Raw genomic sequence first — 18,901 nt, 5'->3', positions numbered from 1 at the left:
GGGTTAAAGTAATTTTGGTAATGGTAGGGGTGACGTGAAACGCATTGTACTGCTTTTGATTCTTATGATGTGTTGGCTCTATGCGCTTCCTCCTGCCATAGAGACAATCATTAAGCATTTCAATATTCCCAAGAGAAATCTTAGCATTTATATTGAAAAGATAGGAAGCAGCAACCGTATGGTTGCTTCACTTAATGCTTCTGTGGCCCATGCACCTGCTTCAACAATCAAAGTACTTACAACATATGCGGCTATTTTAAAATTGGGGTTTGATTATCGGTGGCCTACCCGGTTTTATGCGACAGGAACAATTAAAAATGGCATATTAGATGGTGATCTTATTATTAAAGGATTTGGTGACCCAACACTTAGCACAGATGATCTTGATGATATTGTTGCACAGATTAAAGCCAAAGGGATACGTGAGATTATGGGAAACATTATCATTGATCGTAGCTATTTTAAGGTAGGAATCAAGAATAGTTCCTGCTTTGATGACAACCCTAATAGTCCCTACAATGCCATGCCTGATGCCATGATGTTCAATGAACGCGTCAGCACTATATGCGTTGTGCCAAACAAAAACAATGTACACAAGAAAGATCCTGATAGATCATTTATTGTACACAACCAACTTCAAAGGATCAATAGACCCTGTCGTGGGCGCTACTCATGGCCCCTGGTTAAAGTAGATAGCTCCAAAGCAGTGCCTGAGGTATGGATAAAAGGAAAAATCTCTAAATGGTGCGGTAGTCGCAATATTAACAAGGTAGTCACACGACCCTATAAATCTTTTTACTACATACTCAAAGAGGCACTTCATGATGCCGGTGTACAGGTAAAAGGGAATATGTATCTACATAAAGTGCCTTTTGGTGCACGTACGCTTTTTACCCATTACTCGCAATCGTTAGAGGAGATTGTCTCACAAACAGCCAAGGACTCCAACAATCTTTATGCCAGGCATCTACTTCTTTTACTGTGTGCAAAAGTATATGGTGCACCAGCTACACTACAAAAAGGAAGAAAAGCAGTATTGCACATACTTCGTTCATATGGCGTGCTTCGAAGCAACGGTAAGTTGAAACTTGATAATGGAAGTGGTCTTTCACATACGGCAAAAATTAATGCAAACATTCTTACACGTGTACTGGAACATGCCTATAGACGATATGGTATGCGATGGATGAAGACACTTTCTATTGCTGGTGTAGATGGCACCCTCGAGCAACGTTTTCAAAGAACAGTTGCATATAAACGTGCATGGATGAAAACGGGTACGCTTAAGCATGTTAAGAATATTGCTGGGTATGTCAAAGGCCGTAATGGCAGGTACTATATAGCCGTAATCCTTGCCAATGCCAAAAACAAACGACAGAAAGAGAGAGCAGAAAAACTACAAAATAAAATTATTGAATGGCTGGTTACCTACAAAGGAAAGAAAGCTGTTGCTAGAAAACGTTTCTCACCAAGAAAAGAAACAAAACATACGCAACATTATTATATTCAAGTAGGCTTTTTTAATAATGCCCCCAGTGCTAAATATCTATTGCGTCTAGAGAATTTTGGACTACCATATAATGTAGATGATAACGGCGCCTATAGGGTACTAATAGGTCCTTACGCAAATGAAAAAAAAGCATACCGTATACTCAAAAGGGTAAAGGAATCAATCAATCCCCATGCATTTCTGTTTAACCGTAAAGAGTGATGAGGTTATTTCCTTATTCTGTTTAACCCCAAGTTTGATATAATATTCCAAAAAATCAGGTCATACATGAACTTTGAAACTTACCCTTTTGAGAAGCTCGATAGACTTCTTGAGCCTGTCGAGCCCAACAGTCAATATGTGCCACTCTCTTTGACTATTGGTGAACCACAGTTTCAAACACCACAGTTCATTCTTGATACATTAAATGACCATGCTTCTCTTTTAAATAAATATCCTAAAACAGCAGGAGAAGCAGTTTTGCGTGAGGGCATACTGACGTATCTGAAGAATCGTTTTTTACTCAATTTGGACAATAATCAAATGATCCCAACATTTGGTACAAGAGAGGTACTTTTTAACTTTCCACAGTTTCTGTTGCATGATATAAAAGAGCCTTTGATGGTGTTTCCCAACCCCTTTTATCAGATCTATGAAGGGGCTGCCAAAGCAAGCTGTGCGAATGTGGTTTACCTTAACCTTAATGAGACAGGTAGATTTCAACCTATTGTTGATGAAGAAGTGCTTTCCAAAGCCAACCTTGTTGTTTTGAACTCTCCAAACAATCCAACTGCTTCGGTTATGAGTATGGATGAGATGCGATTATGGGTAGAGTTGGCACTCAAGTATGACTTTGTACTGCTTAATGATGAGTGTTATGCTGATCTCTATCTGGACAAACCGATACCTTCTTTGCTTAATGCCAGTATTGAGGCAGGAAACCCAAACTTTAAAAATGTACTGGTTATCAATTCGATATCTAAACGTTCTTCTGCACCAGGACTACGAAGTGGATTTATTGCGGGAGACGCAACCATTCTCAAAGCATATATGGTCTATCGTACCTATGTGGGGTGTGCCTCTCCTCTGCCACTTCAGTATGCAGCAGCAACGGCATGGGCTGATCAGAAACATGTAGATGGCTTTAGAAAAAAATATAAAAAGAACTTTGAAGTTGCCAAGGAAGTGTTAGGTATTGAAGCACCAGAAGCAACCTTCTATATTTGGCTAAAGGTAGAAAATGAGATAGACTATACTGTCACGCTTTATGAGCAGTATAATCTTAAGGTGATTCCCGGCTCTTTTCTTGGCAGAGAGGGGAATGGAGAAGGGTATGTACGTTTGGCACTGGTGTACGAAGAGGAGAAGACAAGAGAGGCGTTAGAGAGGATTGCCCTATTGGATCAAACGTTAAAATCTGAGCGTTAAGGCATGTACTTTTGAATCAGCCTATATCAATTACATAAGGATAAAGATGGAAACCCCTGAAATACACGTAGAAGAACTTAAAAAAGACCCTGAGTTTCTTGCCAATATAGAGCAACTTGAGCAGGAGTGCAAAAAAGAGAAGAGTATCCATAAGGGCTACCAGCTACTTGATGCAAAACTGATTATTGAGGCACCTGAAGATGAGATTAATGATATCTTTACGTTCATACAGTGTTACAGTGAAAATGATACAAAGAGTGCTAAAGAGATGTTTCTGGTGCTCTACCATACCATTGATTACGATGAGCTCAAAGATGCCATGATGGTGCATGCTGCAGCAGTAATGGCAGGTATGAAATTTGATGATTTTATTGAGAATCTTGTTGATGTCAAAGATGTTAACACGCATGATCCGTTGGCATTTTTCATTCAGACCTTTGTGCAGCCAACAGATATTTTGTTACAGATGTACCAAAAGTATGTTAAAGAAGGCAAAGAGGAGCTGAAAGTACTTGAAAAAGCAAAAAATACATAATACCCATGTGGAGAATATGGTGCTACAATACTTTGATTGGTTAAAAAGAGAGGGAAAATGAAAATCCATTTTATTGGCATAGGCGGCATAGGGCTTTCGGCACTGGCGAAATTTCTATACAATGATGGACACAAAATTTCCGGCTCTGACATTAAACAGACAGAGATTACCAATGATATAGCAATCAATTATGGTGCAAAAATCACCATTCCTCATCATCCAGATGCAGTCGAAGGGGTTGATAGGGTTATCTATTCTGCTGCAGTACGCCCGAATAACCCTGAGTATAAGCATGCTAAAAAAATGGGTATTGAGTTACTTTCTCGTAAAGAGGCGCTGAAGTTCATTCTTGCAGAGAAAGAGGTCTATGCCATAGGTGGGGCACATGGAAAAAGTACTACATCGGCTATGCTATCCTCACTTTTGCCCAAAACCAATGCACTCATAGGTGCTATTTCTAAAGCATTTGGCTCCAATGTGCGAAACTATCCAAACAATAAGGTAGTGTTTGAGGCAGATGAGAGTGATGAGAGTTTTCTCAATGCCAATCCCTACCTTGCCATTGTTACCAATGTTGAACCAGAACATATGGAGTATTATGAGTATGATGAGGATCGCTTTTATGGTGCCTATCGAAATTTCCTCTCTTTAGCAAAGGTACGTGTCATTAATGCAGAAGATACATTTCTTGCTTCACTCGATATGGAGAGTGTGAAACTCTACCCTTCTAAAGATTTACATCATATAGAGTTTGTATTGGTTGAAGGGGAACCATATACCCGTTTCTCTTTTCGTAATATGGGTACTTTTGAAGTCTTTGGTTTTGGTGAACATATTGCACTTGATGCAGCACTTGCCATACTGGCAGGACTAGAGTTAGGTGAAAGTATTGATACCTTAAGAGAAAATCTACGCCACTACAAAGGGGTTAAAAAACGTTTTGATATTATCCAAAATCAGAAACAGATAGTAGTTATAGACGATTATGGACATCACCCCACCGAGATTAAAGCAACAATGCACTCTCTTCAGGTCTATAAAAAACTACAAGGTTTTCATACACTCAGTGTGATTTGGCAACCGCACAAGTACTCTCGTACGATCGATAATCTGCATGGCTTTGTTGAGTGTTTTGAGGGAGTAGATGAACTGGTTATTCTGCCCATATGGTCAGCAGGTGAACTATCGATAGATATTGATCTTAAGGGCGCATTTAGTCGCTATGAGTTACTCATGGCAGATACTGTTACCAGAGAGGATAGTGTGGTTAAGGTGCTTAAAGATGGCAAAGTGATACGCCAATATTCAGAAGGACTTGTAGCAGCATTTGGTGCAGGAGATGTCACCTATCAGATACGGGGCGAGATTTAAAGTATTATCTTTCATATAGCTAAAATAGATAGTTACATTTTCTCAAAATGAAAGGATAAAATGTGCCACAAGGGAACCAAGAAAAGCCAATCATACAAAAACTGGATTTAGAGGGTTATATTTTCCAGTTTAAACAGTTCCTTTCTCGAGACAAATCGGTTGCAATGGAAGGAGATATTAACCAACATTTTCGTTACATCAAGGCACTTTCGTCTGTTCAGTTTCCTGTTCCCCAAGAGATTCCCAATCTTGATAAAGAGCTCAATCTCATTAAAAAACAGGGGGTTTTGGCTCTAGAAGAGATTTATGCATTTGTAGTGATGATTGGTTACTTTAACCGCCTCAAGGCGTCAAGTCTGCCAGAGCCAGTAGGCAGCTGGATAGGTGAAATAGAAATTCCTGAAGCAATCATGGAGACATTGGGGTATTTTACCGATGAGGGGAAGATTAACCCAGAGCGCGATACAGAGCTAATGAGTTTAGAGCGTGCTATTAAGCATAATAAGGGGGAGATCAAGGAGACCCTTTATCGTCTGACGCACTCTACTAAACTTCGTGACTATTTGGTCGATACACAAGTACATTTTCATAGTGGAGAAGAGACTCTTTTGGTGCGTGGCGGGTTCAATCATGCACTTAAAGCAACGGTAGTAGGGCGATCATCTGGTGGCTTTTTTTATGTTATCCCCCAACATATTTCTCATCTTAAAGAGAAAGAGGCAGCACTCTTAAGTAGCCGTTCGGAACTGATTTGGCGCTACTGCAAGCAGATTTCTGAAATATTTCATCAATGGGAGCGCTTTCTCTCATTTATCAACAAAGCCTACGATCGATTTGACCATTATCAAGCAAGGGTTAGTTTTGCCCGTATGATGGAGTATGAGTTTATTCTACCAAGCAAAGGCAAGCAAGTTATCTTGCACAACTTTATTCACCCTGCTATTGAGAATCCTGTACCTGTTAGTATCGATATGTCCAAACCAATTTTTTTAATCACAGGGGTGAATGCCGGAGGAAAGACTATGCTGCTTAAATCAGTCCTCTCGGCAGTCTACATGAGTAAGTATCTACTGCCTTTTAAGTGTGATGCAACACGTACAAAAGTGGGGCACTACAAGAGTATTGAGGCTGTTATTGATGATCCGCAGTCGGTGAAGAATGACATCTCCACTTTTGCAGGGCGCATGCAGGAGTTTGCTAGACTTTTTACCAAGAGTGATGCCATTGTTGGGGTTGATGAAATTGAGCTTGGAACAGACTCGGATGAAGCGGCATCACTCTTTCGTGTGATGCTTGAGACATTAAAAAATCGTGGTATCAGTTTTGTAGTTACAACCCACCATAAACGTCTGGCCTCTTTGATGGCAAGTAGTGATGATGTAGAACTGGTTGCCGCACTCTATGATGAAGAGCAACGTGTACCTACCTATACTTTTTTGCAGGGGAGTATTGGGAAGAGTTATGCATTTGAGACAGCGCAGCGCTATGGGGTTCCTCCTGCCATTATACAGGAGGCAAAAAAAGTTTATGGTGAGGACAAAGAGAATCTCAATGATCTCATAGAGAGATCTACCTCTTTAGAGCGAGAAATGCGACAAAAGATTGGACAGGTAGACCATGAACTTAAAGCCATTGAAAAACAGAAGCAAAAGCTTCTTGATGAAGAAGCTTCCCTGAAAGAGCAACACCGAAAAACACTGGCAACACTGGAAAATCGTTATAATGCTGCGACCAAAAAGGCACGTGAAGTGCTTAAGGTCAAAGAGCTTGGTGAAGGGCATAGATTGCTCAACGAGGCACATAAGCGTAAACAGGTGAAGCTGGAAGAGGCAAAACTACAGGAGACTGAACCACTGAAAGTAGGAGACAACATCAAGTACCGATCCCACAAAGGGGAACTGCTTGCTATTCGTAGTAAAGATGCAACCATTGAGGTGGATGGTCTGAAGATGCGTGTACCACTTAAGGAGCTTAAAAAGCAACAAGAAATACGTAAGCCCAAAGTACCCCAAAAACCTAAAAAGGTGATGCACTATGTTGAAAAAAGCGGAGCCTCTGTCTCTGTAAAACTGCTTGGGATGTATGCTGATGAAGCCATTGAGACTGTTGACAAGTTTCTTTCTGATGCACTGGTGAACAACCTGAGTGAAGTACAGATCATACATGGTACTGGCGGGGGTGTCTTGGCAAAGCTGGTGACTGATTACCTCAAACAGCATCCAAAGATACAGACGTTCTACCGTATGCCTGGAAACTGAGTAATTCTTCCAAAACACTTTAAATCATCTTGTAAATCATTATAGATTAAATTCAATTCTTCTAAAGCTTCTTTTTCAGAAACTGAATTATTTTTCATGATAAGTTCGACTAATTGTTTATAAATCTCATCTAAATCATTTTCCTTATAACATTATAATATAAATAATCTTCTTGTTTTAGAACGGATGAATTTTAAACAACGAATCTCTCTATCACGGGAGAAATTATCAATACTTTGTAATTTGTTGTATCTCCTAATAATTTTGATATTCTTGAAAAATTTTCTTCATATTCTTCAATTCTTTCTTCGTATCTTTATATCTAAATAAATGTCAAAATTATATTCATCTGTTTTGATGGATGATTTTAAATTTAAGTTATATTTTTCCATTATAAGAAATTGTAAATTTTACAAATTCTAGTTCTTCAGTAATATCTGAAAACATATTTAATAAATTCTTAATATATTGTTTTCTTTGCATTATCCATAAAGCTAAATGAAGAAGAATAAAAATAAACTGCAATAGTGTACTTTTCCCTCCACCATTTTACTTGCAACAGAAAAAATATCTGGAAACTTATTATTTTTTCAAAATCAATAACCATATTTTCAAAGTTTTTATACTTTTATTATTTCTACTTTTTCTAATCTCTTACTATTTACTCCATTACTCAATTCTACTATTATATCAAAAAAATTTTAAATTTAACGGCTGGGACTCTAACTTTAGGTCAGACGTTGAAAACATCTCACACACCTCTTCCCCTCAAAACCTTAGAAACCAAAGAACGAGAAATCTCTAAAAAGTCAGCAATCGCTATTTGACTATATCCATCATCTAAAGAGTTTGTAGGTTATGTATGCCTAAATGTTTATACTTTTATAGGTAAATAACTTTAGGGTCAGAATGCTGAATGTCTAAGCATCTCTTCCCTCAAAACCTTAGGAAACCAAAGAACGAGAAATCTCTAAAAAGTCAGCAATCGCCATTTGACTATATCAATCATCTACAGCTTGACCCTCTATATCTCATCATGAGGTGAGCTATCCTCTGCAATAATAGTGATAATCTTTCTAATCGAACTCTCTATCATCATAGGCACAAACACTTCAAGTAGCCACTTGGCATCTTCCTTTGTCATTCTCAAAGCCTGTTGTGGTGTCGACTATCCACGTATCTATCTTCGTTTTGCTACCAAATCCATGGTGGCATGAGAAATGGATTACGGTAGTCATCGCCACTGTATTTTTTTCTCGTTCCGTTTTCCAAAGACATGGCTAGACATGCGCTAAGCCATTACATATTTAATAACTATAATTACAAAAATTTAAATCTAAAAAATATACCAAGAGTAAAATGAAAAGAATTTTAATAGTGAGCATGTTTACTCTAATAGGTTGTAAATAACGATGCTTCATCGCCATTAAGATATAAAGCTCATTGAGATTGCAAAGTTATTACATTAAGTGATGATTTTAGCGAGCAAGATAGTGCATGGAGTCCAAAGGTTGGAAAGTGGAGTTTTGTAAATGGAGGCTAAAACAAAGTGCAACAAGTCATACATATACATTTGATGTTATCTTATACCAAAAGCAAAAAGTTTAGGGGCTGGGATGTAGATGTTAGTGTAGATTTTAGTTCAATTTCTGGGCGCATAGATGCAAGTGGTGGATTATTTTAGAGCATAGATAGAGATAATTATTTTTTATAGTTCGTGCAAATGCTTTGGAGAATAATTTCGTTTATATGTTTAAAGATGGATATAGATTAACAAATTGCAACTGCTAGGAGTTAAGACTCCATCAATTGCTAAAATTCATACAATTAGAGTGGTTGCAAAGGGTGATCATTCAAGCAAAGGACAATAATGAAACCCAAGTGTGAAACAATCAAAAAAATACCTCTCATTGTATCATTAGCTTTTTTGATAGGGTGTACTTCTACGCCTGAGCCAAAACCGTTTCACTCCAAATTAGACAAATATGCTTATGTAAAAACGTATATGCGTTGGTACATCAAAGAGCAGATGGATGATAAAGACCTTGTAGGGCTCTCAGTGGCGCTAGTAGATGACCAAAAGATAGTCTGGTCAGAAGGCTTTGGTTATGCTAACAAATCAAAAGGTATCAAAGCAACACCACAAACACGCTACCGTGCTGGGTCTATTACCGAACTCTTTACCGATATGGCTGTAATGAAGTTGGCAGAAAAGGGTAAAATGAATATAAACAAACCATTTAAAACCTATCTGCCAGCATTTAGCATCAAGAGTCGTTTTGGTTCTACCAATAAAATTACGCCACGAAATATGATGACACATCACTCTGGGCTTCCGGGTGATTGGCTAGATAGAATGTTTTCCCCAAACCCATTGCCTTATACAAAATATGTAAAAGTAATACAAAATGAATATACTGCCTATAAACCCAATACTATTATGAGTTATTCAAATTTAGCTATTACGCTTTTAGGACATAGTGTAGAAAGAGTCAGTGGTATGAAATATGCAAAATATATAAAAAAAATACTCTTCAAGCCTCTTGACATGAAGCATGCTGATTTAAGAATGGTACTTTCAGGAAAAAATGCATCAAAGAGTTATAACAAAGGGAGAGAAGTTGTGGAGTTACCTATTGGTAAAGTTCCAGCAGGAGCACTCAACAGCTCTGTTGAAGATCTTGCGCACTTGGCTATGATGATAAATGCTAATGGGAAATATAAAAAACATCAAGTACTTAAAGCTTCTACCCTCAAAAAGATGCTTACTGTACAAAATAAAAATGTTAAATTGGATGTAGGGAATAAGATAGGTTTGGGGTATTTTATCGATAATACATTATTGGGTAAAAAAGATAAAGTCTATTATCATGGCGGTGTTACAATATCCCAAAATGCTTTCTTTTGTGTAAGCCCACATAGCAAACTAGGTGTAGTCGTAATGTCAAATAACGCAGGTACAGATGCTGAGGATATTGCAAAAAAGTTACTGCAAAAAGCGTGGGAAGCCAAAACAGGCAAAAAGGTAAAAAGAGTGAGGCCTTCAGTTGCTCATGAGTCTGATTTTTTTGGCGTATATGCTACGGTAGCAGGGAGGATTATTTTTAAGGAAAATTCAGATGATACCTATATTGCCTATACAGATGACGGCATGTTTAAGCTTTATAAGGCAAAAAATAATCTGTACAAACTTGTAGGACTTACTTTAATAAATCATAATGTATTTGATGGGGTTAAGCTTTATACTGATATCATAAAAGGACACCGTGTCATCATTGCTTTTTGGAAAGGAAATAAGTTTATAGTAGGAGTGAGAGTAGATAATCTAAAGCCCATACCACATACATGGAGACAATATGTTGGACACTACAAATTAAATAATTTTGAAGTAGGAGGGATAGCGGTAAAAGAGATAGAGCTCAAAATAGAAGATGGATTTATGCTAATGAAGCAGACTTATAGATCGGGTAAAAAAAGTACACATATTATAACCCCTATCAATGACATAGAAGCAATTGTTGAGGGGCTAGGAAAAAATATGCAGGAGACTGTTTGTGTGAAAAATGGTGTTTTTCACACTCAAGGGCTAAGGTTTAAAAAAGTAATAAAACCACCAAAAAAGATAAGATGGAAAATATTTCATTAAAACTATATTTTGACCTAAATGATGGACCTATTTGTAAGTGTAAATATTCATATCCCACTTATCAACTCTATCATCATATGCAACATCTATTTTATGACTAATATTTTTGCACTAATATTTGGAAGTGTCGCCCCCTTGTATTGATAGCTAACGCAAAATAGCTTTATCTTTATCTGTAAGTAAATCACAACCTAAAACCTATATTAAAAGTCTCCACCAAAACTCTCATAATCACCATCTATTGGAAATCATATCTATCATATTATTTAATCTATCATTAAAACTTCCAAATAGTGGAAATTGATAATTTGCACACATTTGCAAATTGGAGTTTTTCTCTTTACTATCTGAGATATGATATCTCTGCATCAAAAGTAAAATATCTTCTCATTGATACTTTCTTAGTTTTGATTTTGGCAGAGATAGATAAAAACTTCTGCATCAAAGGATGTATCATGATCTATAAAATTTAAAATCTTAGTTTTGTATCATATGTTCCACCACCTACTCTAAAATCTAATGCATTTAAACTAGCAATCAAAATCACTACAAACAAAAACTTCTATTTATCTCTAATTTAAAAAGTTACAATATCGTTCTTGCTATCCTCTATCTGTCTAGTAGCTTATGATATTCTACCCAAAAACATTACACCTCATTATAGTTACTCTTTTTCACCCCTACCGAAGCTCTCTCATCATCTCCACCGTAGCCAAATCAACCTCACTACCTCGCTCTTGTAAGTGCTTCACTATCATCTCAAATCGTTCAGTATCAAGATGCTGTCCAAACTTGAATTTGCAAGAGATGGTTGAGGGTACTATCTTTACCACAGCTGTGGTTTTAAGTGCTTTATTGCATGCTTCATCAGAAAAAGATTTGCATCCACCAGAGGGTTGGAGCTTTTTCATCATGGCTTCAAACATGAGGGCTTTCTCTTGGTTCTCAATGACTTCCAGCAACCCCATCTATACTCACCGACTTAAAAAGTGTGTAGCTGACAGGCTAAACCACGAGAATCCAAAGTAAGAATCTATAATAGAGTAATCCCTCTACTACAGAAAACTAACTTTTGGATTTTAGCCAAAATCTTCATCTTTATTGTTTAATGCCCACATGAAAATAGATAGACTCTCTATGTACAAAGTTTACAGCCAATGCATAAGGTTCATCATTATAACTAAGAGCCAATGTACCATACTCTGCTTTATCAAATACACTGGGTTTATAATGTTTTTATCTTCAATTTTAAATACTTTTTCATATTTCCCTCAAAAACGAGTCTCTTCTCCAAAACAACGAAGGTATCGGTTACGGCGGAGCGGGTTTGTTGAGCACCACCATATTTTCAGGTATTCCCATTGCTAAGTTTCCTCGATGTGCTCAACATAGTTTCGCCCAATACATACGACTTGGAAGGAGCAATCTTTTCTGTCTGGTACTGTATGGTCTTTATTATTTTTCTCTTTTTGGGGAACATCATCCCTACTTTCTTTTGTACGCATCGATACTCTTTACCAAGTTCACGCACCAGATCTTTCTTCAGCGCATAGTCCAATGAAGATAGACTGTAAACCCGATTTGGCAAGTAGCAGGTGTCCGTAGCTCATCACCGGTGTCAGCCACATACCCAGCAGCACCCCAAGCTGAATAGGATGGCGGATGTAACGGTAGAGCTGTTTCTCTTGAAGACAATGGCTTTGGCGTTTGCCTGTCACATGATGATAGATCTCGTTGCAAAACCGAAAAGCTCAAAAATGGTTGATGATGAAACTCGCATACACCGAAAGCACCCATCCACCGACAAAGCCTGCTTGCGACAAATCCAATAGAGTGCAATTCACTCTCCACCCTCCACACATAGCCGCCAATGGGCTGATAGAAAAGGCACATCACAATGAAGACAAGTCCCGAGAGCAGCACATAGGTGCTTCTGTTCACTCACTTCTGGAATAAAACGGGTCACAAATCGCTTAAACCTCGGCGCGCCATCCCTGAATGCTGCAGGCCAAACAGCACAATGAGCCCTACATCCACTGCCAACGCAACAGCCGTACTGACCTGTTGTAGCATATTGACATCCCGTGCTGTCACACCCCAGTCACTGATGTGAAAATGAACCAAACTTCTGTCTGATGAGTCCGATGACAGTGTAGGCAAAATACCATAGGCAAAGATAAGGCTTAGACATTCATCACCTTTTTTCTCAATATGCTTTTTCATCGTTCTCTTTGCCTGAATATGAACCTTCGACATCAATGCCCCTTTTTGTCTCTCATTATACACTATTTGGTGTATTGTATCAATTTTGATATGCATAAATTCCCAATATTTCCATGCTAAAATAATAGATGTAAAGTTAGCGTTGGCTAGTACAGCTTAGGTATGCCTCTATATTGGTCAAATCATGCACACCATCTACTGCACCACTACTCCCTGCCTTGGAGCATCAACTTCATAGGTCTCTAGTAGTAGATATTCTCTGTATTAAGTAGGAGAGGTATCGACTAGACTTAATAGTATTAATCTTTTATTTATCATTGTTTTCTCCTTCTATTTTTTAAATCGTAACTTTGAGCATTGAAACACCATCTTCATATAAATATTCCTGCATACTCTTCCTAACTTCTATAATAGCTTGCATCGTTAGGTCTTAGGAATGTATGTTTGTTTTTTGCCTGAAGAATATATAACTTTAATAAGTGTATAGCCATTTTCATAATTAAACACCACATCTTTTGTTTTCCACCTTCTACTCAAATTATTCAACACTTTATAGTAACCAACATTTTTCCATGCACTGTGGTATATACTTTGGTTTTTCTACTTTCACTCCTGCTATAAACTTATTTCCTTTCCAGAATGCAATGATGACATGATGTCCTCTATCTCATCGGTATAAAGCTCAACCTCATCAAGCTCATCATTACTTATTGGAAGTAATCCTGTAAAAGCTCTGTACTTTAATTTATAGAGATTATCTTTTGTTTTATACAGCTTGAATGTACCATCATCTGTATAGGCAGGTATATAGTCATTATTTGAATTTTCAGAAAGTAGCCCTCCCTACTACCGTAGCATATACACCAGGAGGAAATCCTCAGATGCATGCGTGACTGAATGTTTTTCTTTTGACTTTTTTAGCTGTTTCATTCCCATGTTTTTGCAGTAATTTTTCCAAGTAACATCCTCAGCATCTCTTCCTGCATTGTTTGACATCACTACTACACCAAGCTTATTTCATGTGGGCTTACGCAAAAGAAAGCATTTTGGGATATCAATAGCACCACCCATGATGATAGACTTTATCTTTTACCTAATAATGTACTATCTATAAAATAATTCCCAAGCCTATCTCTTTCCCTATATCCAATTTAACATTTTTATTTTGTACGGTAAACATCTTATGTAACGTAGAAGATTGTAAGAATTCTATGATTTTATATAAAATTAATAGCATTTATCATCATAGCTAAAATGCAAGTTCTGTAACAGAAATATTTAATGCCCAGCAGTGTATTAAAACCATCAGCATATTCTATCTTCTCTTTTCTTTCTTCATAACTTTTGATTCATTATCACCAGAGAGTACCATCTTTAAATCAGCATGATTCATCTCCATAGGTGAAAATAGTATTTTATCTACATACTTCCTTACATATGCCATACCACTTACTTTTTCTACACTATGTCCCAACAATGTCAAAGCTAGATTAGAATAACTCATAGTATTGGGTGCATATGCCACATACTCATTTTGAATCTTATACACATACGCTTTAAAAAGGCAATGGATTATTCCCAAATCGTGAGTTACCCCAACCCCCGGTGTCTTTGAATGATGCGTCATAATATTTCGTGGCGTAATATTATCGGTAGAACCAGTAAAACGACTCTTGATACTAAACTCTGGCAGATAGGTCTTAAAAAAGGTTTATCTATATCCATCTTACCCCTTCTCTACCAACTTCATCACAGCCATATCGGTAAAAAGTTTGGTAATGGATCCAGCAATGATAGCGCGGGTCTGCAAGTGTTGCCTTGATACCTTTTTCTTTGTCGGCATAGCCAAAGCCCTCTGACTGTGACTTACTCATCTACTAGCGCAAACCGGAAAGCCCTACAAGGTCTCTTTATCGTTCATCTGCTCTTGATGTACCAAATTCCGCATATACTCTTTTACATAGGCATATTTATCTGCTTCCTTAGATGAAACAGTTTCTGTTCCAGGTGTAGAAGTACACCCCACCAAAAAGTGCCAATGATGCGATGAGAGGTATTTTTTTGATTGTTTTACATTTGAGTTTCATTATTATCCTTAAATTCATTTTATATATGTAGTATCGCAAAACAAAATGAGGAAAATAATGAGATATCATCTATTTCCAAAATCCCAGCAGTAAAAGCCTTGAAGTCAATGCTTATTTTATCACTCCCCATACCTTCACAGAACCATTTTCTTATTTTACCATTGATTTGAAAAATATCTTCTTTCTTGAGATATTATACTTGTTCCAACTATGCCTACTCTTACAAAGGCTAGTGTAATAGTGGAGGAATTCTATCTATATTTTTGCATATTTTGCATCTGCTGTTACCCCTGCTTCCAAACTCTTGCCAAAGTTGTAATATATATCCATCTTGCTGTGCCTTTGGTAATAGTTTATAGCTAAGGACTTACAAAGAAACTACTATTTAAGCCCACCAACTCAAAGAAACCAAGTCAAACTCAATACAAAACCCAAACAGCCAACTCTTAGGGTCAGACGTTGAATGTCTACATCTCTTCTCTCAAAAACCTTAGAAACCAAAACTTTAGGGCCTGTGACGCTGAAAAAATTACCTCACACTTCTTCCCTGATTTAATGGTGTGTGGGGTCTGGAATTATTATTTTTCTCTTTTATCTCTGTCCAAATAGTCATCCACCATTTCAATTTCAACGACTTACTCAAGCCTCTATGAATTTTGTGAATCAACATTTTCATCGGAGAGAATACACCACCATCTAAAGAGCTTTGTAGTTATGTACGCCTAAATGTTTATACTTTTTATAGGTAAATAAGTAAGGTAAAATTTGTTCTTAGACTTGGTACTCAGAGACAAGTTTGGCATGAGTAAAATTTTCTTTATCTGTAGCCTACTAAACGTTTTTCGGATAAGAAGTCTAGCTTTTTATTTATATACCATAAAGGAAGAGAGGTTTTCCATCTCTGTCTCTATAAGCAGATGAAAATGGTTTGGTCAAATGATGATACCCTGCTAGGTCAATTCTTGGTTTTCTCTTGGCATTGCTGTTCCTTTTGGAGTTATATGGAATTTAGTGGTTATTTAACGTCTGACCCCTGTAAGGAGTGGAATCAACACAACCTTAAGTGCCTTAACCATAATAAATAAGTTCTAATGCTATAATAAAAAGCTATGAACCTAAAAAAATCGCTCAAATCCATTAAGAGAAGCATCAACAACCAAAACAAAATCTTCACCACCATCAAACACACTCGCCACGCACCTTTCAGAGTTAAGTAACGAGGAGATTTTAGACTACTACAACGTCAACTCACTCAAAGAGTTAGAAAACCACATAGAGCATATAAAAAAAAGGTTTTAAAAAGAAGAACGCCTAGAGAATCCATGAAGAGGAGCTTAACAAGATAACAGGTTGCTTCTGCACCGACAGCTGTGGTGACTTCCAACACCTCTACCCCACCAAAAAAGAGGTAAACCCAACAGCTCAATTCATTCTGGCAAACTAAACGTGTTAAGCTTTTTAGTTTATGCTTGTCCTTACCATTGTGGGTGGCATTTAAGAAGAGTGATAGTTGAGTCTAGCAATATAATCTCTTGGGGTAAGCAAAATTCTGTATCCATCATTACCTAACTTTTAGGGGTCAGACGGTTGAATGTCTAAGATCTCTTCTCTCAAAAACCTTAGAAACCAAAGAACGAGAAATCTCTCAAAAAAGTCAGGCAATCGCTATCGACCATATCCATCATCTACAGCTTTAACTCTATACTAATACGATACTGCATATCGATAGAGACAGCATAGATCTTCAATTTGCCTTTTAAGGTGTAACTGAGTGAAGGCTTCATTTAAATGCCACATGAGAGTGCCTCATTCTCCCTCAAGTATTTATCTCACCAATTGGAAACCAGGACTCCAGACCAACCGTAATGCCTAGATTTCCAGGCATACGGTAGAACGTCTGTATCTCTTTGGATGCCGTTTGAGGTAATCAGTCACCAGCTTTGCCAAGACACCCCCGCCAGTACCATGTATGATCTGCACTTCACTCAGGTTGTTCACCAGTGCATCAGAAAGAAACTTGTCAACAGTCTCAATGGCTTCACTGTGCATACATCCCAAGCAGTTATTATGAGACAGAGGCTCCGCTTTTTCAACATAGTGCATTACCTTTGGGTTTTGGGTACTTTGGGCTTACGCGCTTCGTTGCTTTTAAGCTCCTTAAGTGGTACGCGCGCATCTTCAGACCATCCACCTCAATGGCTGCATCTTACTACGAATAGCAAGCAGTTCCCCTGTGGGATCGGTACTCGATGTTATCTCCTACTTTCAGTGGTTCAGTCTCCTGTAGTTTTGCCTCTTCCAGCTTCACACCCGTTTACGCTTATGTGCCCTGCTGGAGCAATCTGTGCCCCTTCTACCCAAGCTCTTTTGACCTTAAGCACTTCACGCCTTTGGTCGCAGCATTATAACGATTTCCAGTGTTGCCAGTGTTTTTCGGTGTTACTTTTCAGGGAAGCTTTCATCAAGAAGCTTTTGCTTCTGTTTTTCAATGATTTTAAGTTCATGGTCTACTCCGTCCAATCTTTGTCGCATTTCGCTCTAAAGAGGTAGATCTCTCTATGATCGGAGATTCTCTTTGTCCACCATAAATCCTTTTTTGCCTCCTGTATAATGGCAGGAGGAACCCCATAGCTGCGCTGTCTCAAATGCATAACTCTTCCAATACTCCCTGCAAAAGTATAGGTAGGTACACGCTGTTTCCTTCATCATAGAGTGCGGCAACCAGTTCTACGTCATCACTACTTTGCCATCAAAGAGGCTAGACGTTTATGATGGCTGTAACTACAAACTGATACCACGATTTTTGAATGTCTCAAGCATCACACGAAAGAGTGATGCCGCTTCATCCGAGTCTGTTCCAAGCTCAATTTCACCAAACCCCAACAATGGCATCACTCTTGGTAAAAAAGTCTAGCAAACTCCTGCATGCGCCCTGCAAAAGTGGAGATGTCATTCTTCACCGACTGCGGATCATCAATAACAGCCTCAATACTCTTTGTAGTGCCCCACTTTTGTACGTGTTGCATCACACTTAAAAAGGCAGTAGATACTTTCACTCATGTAGACTGCCGAGAGGACTGATTATGCATAGTCTTTCCTCCGGCATTCACCCCTGTGGATTAAAAATTGGTTTGGACATATCGATACTAACAGGTACAGGATTCTCAATGGCAGGGTGAATAAAGCTGTGCAAGATAACTTGCTTGCCTTTGCTTGGTAGAATAAACTATACTCCATCATACGGGCAAAACTAACCCTTGCTTGATAATGGTCAAATCGATCGTAGGTTTGTTGATAAAATGAGAGAAAGCGCTCCCCATTGATGAAATATTTCAGAAACTGCTTCTGCAGTAGCGCCAAATCAGTTCCGAACGGCTACTTAAGAGTGCTGCCTTTCTCTTTAAGATGAGAAATTATGTTGGGGATAACATAAAAAGCCACCAGATGATCGCCCTACTACCGTTGCTTTAAGTGCATGATTGAACCGCCACGCACCAAAAGAGTCTCTTTCTCCACTATGAAAAAATGTACTTGTGTATCGATCTGCCAAATAGTCACGAAGTTTAGTAGAGTGCGTCAGACGATGTGGTCTCCTTGATCTCCCCTTATTATGCTTAATAGCACGCTCTAAACTCATTAGCTCTTGCATCGCGCCTGGGTTAATCTTCCCCATCGGTGGTAAAATACCCCAATGTTCCATGATTGCTTCAGGAATTTCTATTTCACCTATCCAGCTACCGGGCTCTCTGGCAGACTTTGGACGCCTTGAGCAAGCCAAAGCAAAACCAAAATCATCACTACAAATGCATAAATCTCTCTTTCTAGAGCCAAACCCTGTTTTTAATGAGATTGAGCTCTTATCAA

At 38.1% G+C, this 18,901-nt stretch carries 13 protein-coding genes; 6 read left to right on the top strand and 7 right to left on the bottom strand.

Going from position 1 to position 18,901, the window contains the following annotated elements; all coding sequences use genetic code 11:
• Nucleotides 1-34: 34 nt before the first annotated feature.
• The 6 genes from dacB to LGB01_06950 all read left to right on the top strand — a co-directional run bounded on the left by dacB (nucleotide 35) and on the right by LGB01_06950 (nucleotide 10,727).
• Nucleotides 35-1,711, top strand: coding sequence for a D-alanyl-D-alanine carboxypeptidase/D-alanyl-D-alanine-endopeptidase (gene dacB / locus LGB01_06975; GenBank protein MCB4753939.1), 1,677 nt, complete (start codon nucleotides 35-37; stop codon nucleotides 1,709-1,711).
• A gap of 66 nt (nucleotides 1,712-1,777) precedes the next feature.
• The gene (locus LGB01_06970) at nucleotides 1,778-2,917 is read left to right on the top strand and encodes a succinyldiaminopimelate transaminase (protein MCB4753938.1); all 1,140 of its coding nucleotides are present in this window, start codon (nucleotides 1,778-1,780) and stop codon (nucleotides 2,915-2,917) included.
• A 46-nt stretch (nucleotides 2,918-2,963) separates the two neighbouring features.
• Nucleotides 2,964-3,452 (top strand): hypothetical protein, encoded by a 489-nt coding sequence (locus LGB01_06965; protein ID MCB4753937.1) that lies wholly within the window; start codon nucleotides 2,964-2,966, stop codon nucleotides 3,450-3,452.
• Nucleotides 3,453-3,509: 57 nt separating this feature from the next.
• Nucleotides 3,510-4,823, top strand: a complete 1,314-nt coding sequence (gene murC / locus LGB01_06960) for a UDP-N-acetylmuramate--L-alanine ligase (GenBank protein MCB4753936.1) — start codon at nucleotides 3,510-3,512, stop codon at nucleotides 4,821-4,823.
• Nucleotides 4,824-4,885: 62 nt separating this feature from the next.
• Nucleotides 4,886-7,081: an endonuclease MutS2 gene (locus tag LGB01_06955; GenBank protein MCB4753935.1), complete on the top strand. Its 2,196-nt coding sequence runs from the start codon at nucleotides 4,886-4,888 to the stop codon at nucleotides 7,079-7,081.
• A gap of 1,870 nt (nucleotides 7,082-8,951) precedes the next feature.
• Nucleotides 8,952-10,727 carry a beta-lactamase family protein gene (locus LGB01_06950; protein MCB4753934.1) on the top strand — a complete coding sequence of 592 codons (1,776 nt, stop codon included), beginning with the start codon at nucleotides 8,952-8,954 and terminating at the stop codon, nucleotides 10,725-10,727.
• A gap of 680 nt (nucleotides 10,728-11,407) precedes the next feature.
• On the opposite strand, the gene LGB01_06945 is transcribed toward LGB01_06950, so the two are convergent.
• From LGB01_06945 to LGB01_06915, 7 genes are all read right to left on the bottom strand, one after another.
• A complete protein-coding gene (locus LGB01_06945) occupies nucleotides 11,408-11,695 on the bottom strand; it encodes a hypothetical protein (protein ID MCB4753933.1) in 288 nt (95 codons plus the stop codon).
• A gap of 396 nt (nucleotides 11,696-12,091) precedes the next feature.
• Nucleotides 12,092-12,232 (bottom strand): hypothetical protein, encoded by a 141-nt coding sequence (locus LGB01_06940; GenBank protein MCB4753932.1) that lies wholly within the window; start codon nucleotides 12,230-12,232, stop codon nucleotides 12,092-12,094.
• A gap of 457 nt (nucleotides 12,233-12,689) precedes the next feature.
• Nucleotides 12,690-12,983 (bottom strand): hypothetical protein, encoded by a 294-nt coding sequence (locus LGB01_06935; protein ID MCB4753931.1) that lies wholly within the window; start codon nucleotides 12,981-12,983, stop codon nucleotides 12,690-12,692.
• Between the two features lie 1,282 nt (nucleotides 12,984-14,265).
• Nucleotides 14,266-14,643: a beta-lactamase family protein gene (locus LGB01_06930; GenBank protein ID MCB4753930.1), complete on the bottom strand. Its 378-nt coding sequence runs from the start codon at nucleotides 14,641-14,643 to the stop codon at nucleotides 14,266-14,268.
• Nucleotides 14,644-14,665: 22 nt separating this feature from the next.
• A complete protein-coding gene (locus LGB01_06925) occupies nucleotides 14,666-14,824 on the bottom strand; it encodes a hypothetical protein (GenBank protein ID MCB4753929.1) in 159 nt (52 codons plus the stop codon).
• 2,082 nt (nucleotides 14,825-16,906) lie between these two features.
• Complete coding sequence (locus tag LGB01_06920) at nucleotides 16,907-17,086, bottom strand: Smr/MutS family protein (protein ID MCB4753928.1); 180 nt, start codon at nucleotides 17,084-17,086, stop codon at nucleotides 16,907-16,909.
• A 1,351-nt stretch (nucleotides 17,087-18,437) separates the two neighbouring features.
• On the bottom strand, nucleotides 18,438-18,815 hold the full coding sequence (locus LGB01_06915) for a hypothetical protein (GenBank protein ID MCB4753927.1): 378 nt from the start codon (nucleotides 18,813-18,815) through the stop codon (nucleotides 18,438-18,440).
• Between the last annotated feature and the right edge of the window lie 86 nt (nucleotides 18,816-18,901).

It is taken from the genome of Sulfurovum sp., from assembly GCA_020525365.1.
In the GTDB taxonomy this organism is placed as follows: Bacteria; Campylobacterota; Campylobacteria; order Campylobacterales; family Sulfurovaceae; genus Sulfurovum.
This window is presented reverse-complemented; position numbering and strand designations above follow the sequence as displayed.

Bases quoted from the DNA above. Each gene is read 5' to 3' on its own strand.
- LGB01_06920 (MCB4753928.1), bottom strand. From the start codon at position 17,086: ATGCACAGTGAAGCCATTGAGACTGTTGACAAGTTTCTTTCTGATGCA.
- LGB01_06965 (MCB4753937.1), top strand. From the start codon at position 2,964: ATGGAAACCCCTGAAATACACGTAGAAGAACTTAAAAAAGACCCTGAG.
- murC (MCB4753936.1), top strand. From the start codon at position 3,510: ATGAAAATCCATTTTATTGGCATAGGCGGCATAGGGCTTTCGGCACTG.
- LGB01_06935 (MCB4753931.1), bottom strand. From the start codon at position 12,983: ATGTCGAAGGTTCATATTCAGGCAAAGAGAACGATGAAAAAGCATATT.
- LGB01_06925 (MCB4753929.1), bottom strand. From the start codon at position 14,824: ATGAGTAAGTCACAGTCAGAGGGCTTTGGCTATGCCGACAAAGAAAAA.
- LGB01_06940 (MCB4753932.1), bottom strand. From the start codon at position 12,232: ATGCGTACAAAAGAAAGTAGGGATGATGTTCCCCAAAAAGAGAAAAAT.
- LGB01_06970 (MCB4753938.1), top strand. From the start codon at position 1,778: ATGAACTTTGAAACTTACCCTTTTGAGAAGCTCGATAGACTTCTTGAG.
- LGB01_06950 (MCB4753934.1), top strand. From the start codon at position 8,952: ATGAAACCCAAGTGTGAAACAATCAAAAAAATACCTCTCATTGTATCA.
- LGB01_06945 (MCB4753933.1), bottom strand. From the start codon at position 11,695: ATGGGGTTGCTGGAAGTCATTGAGAACCAAGAGAAAGCCCTCATGTTT.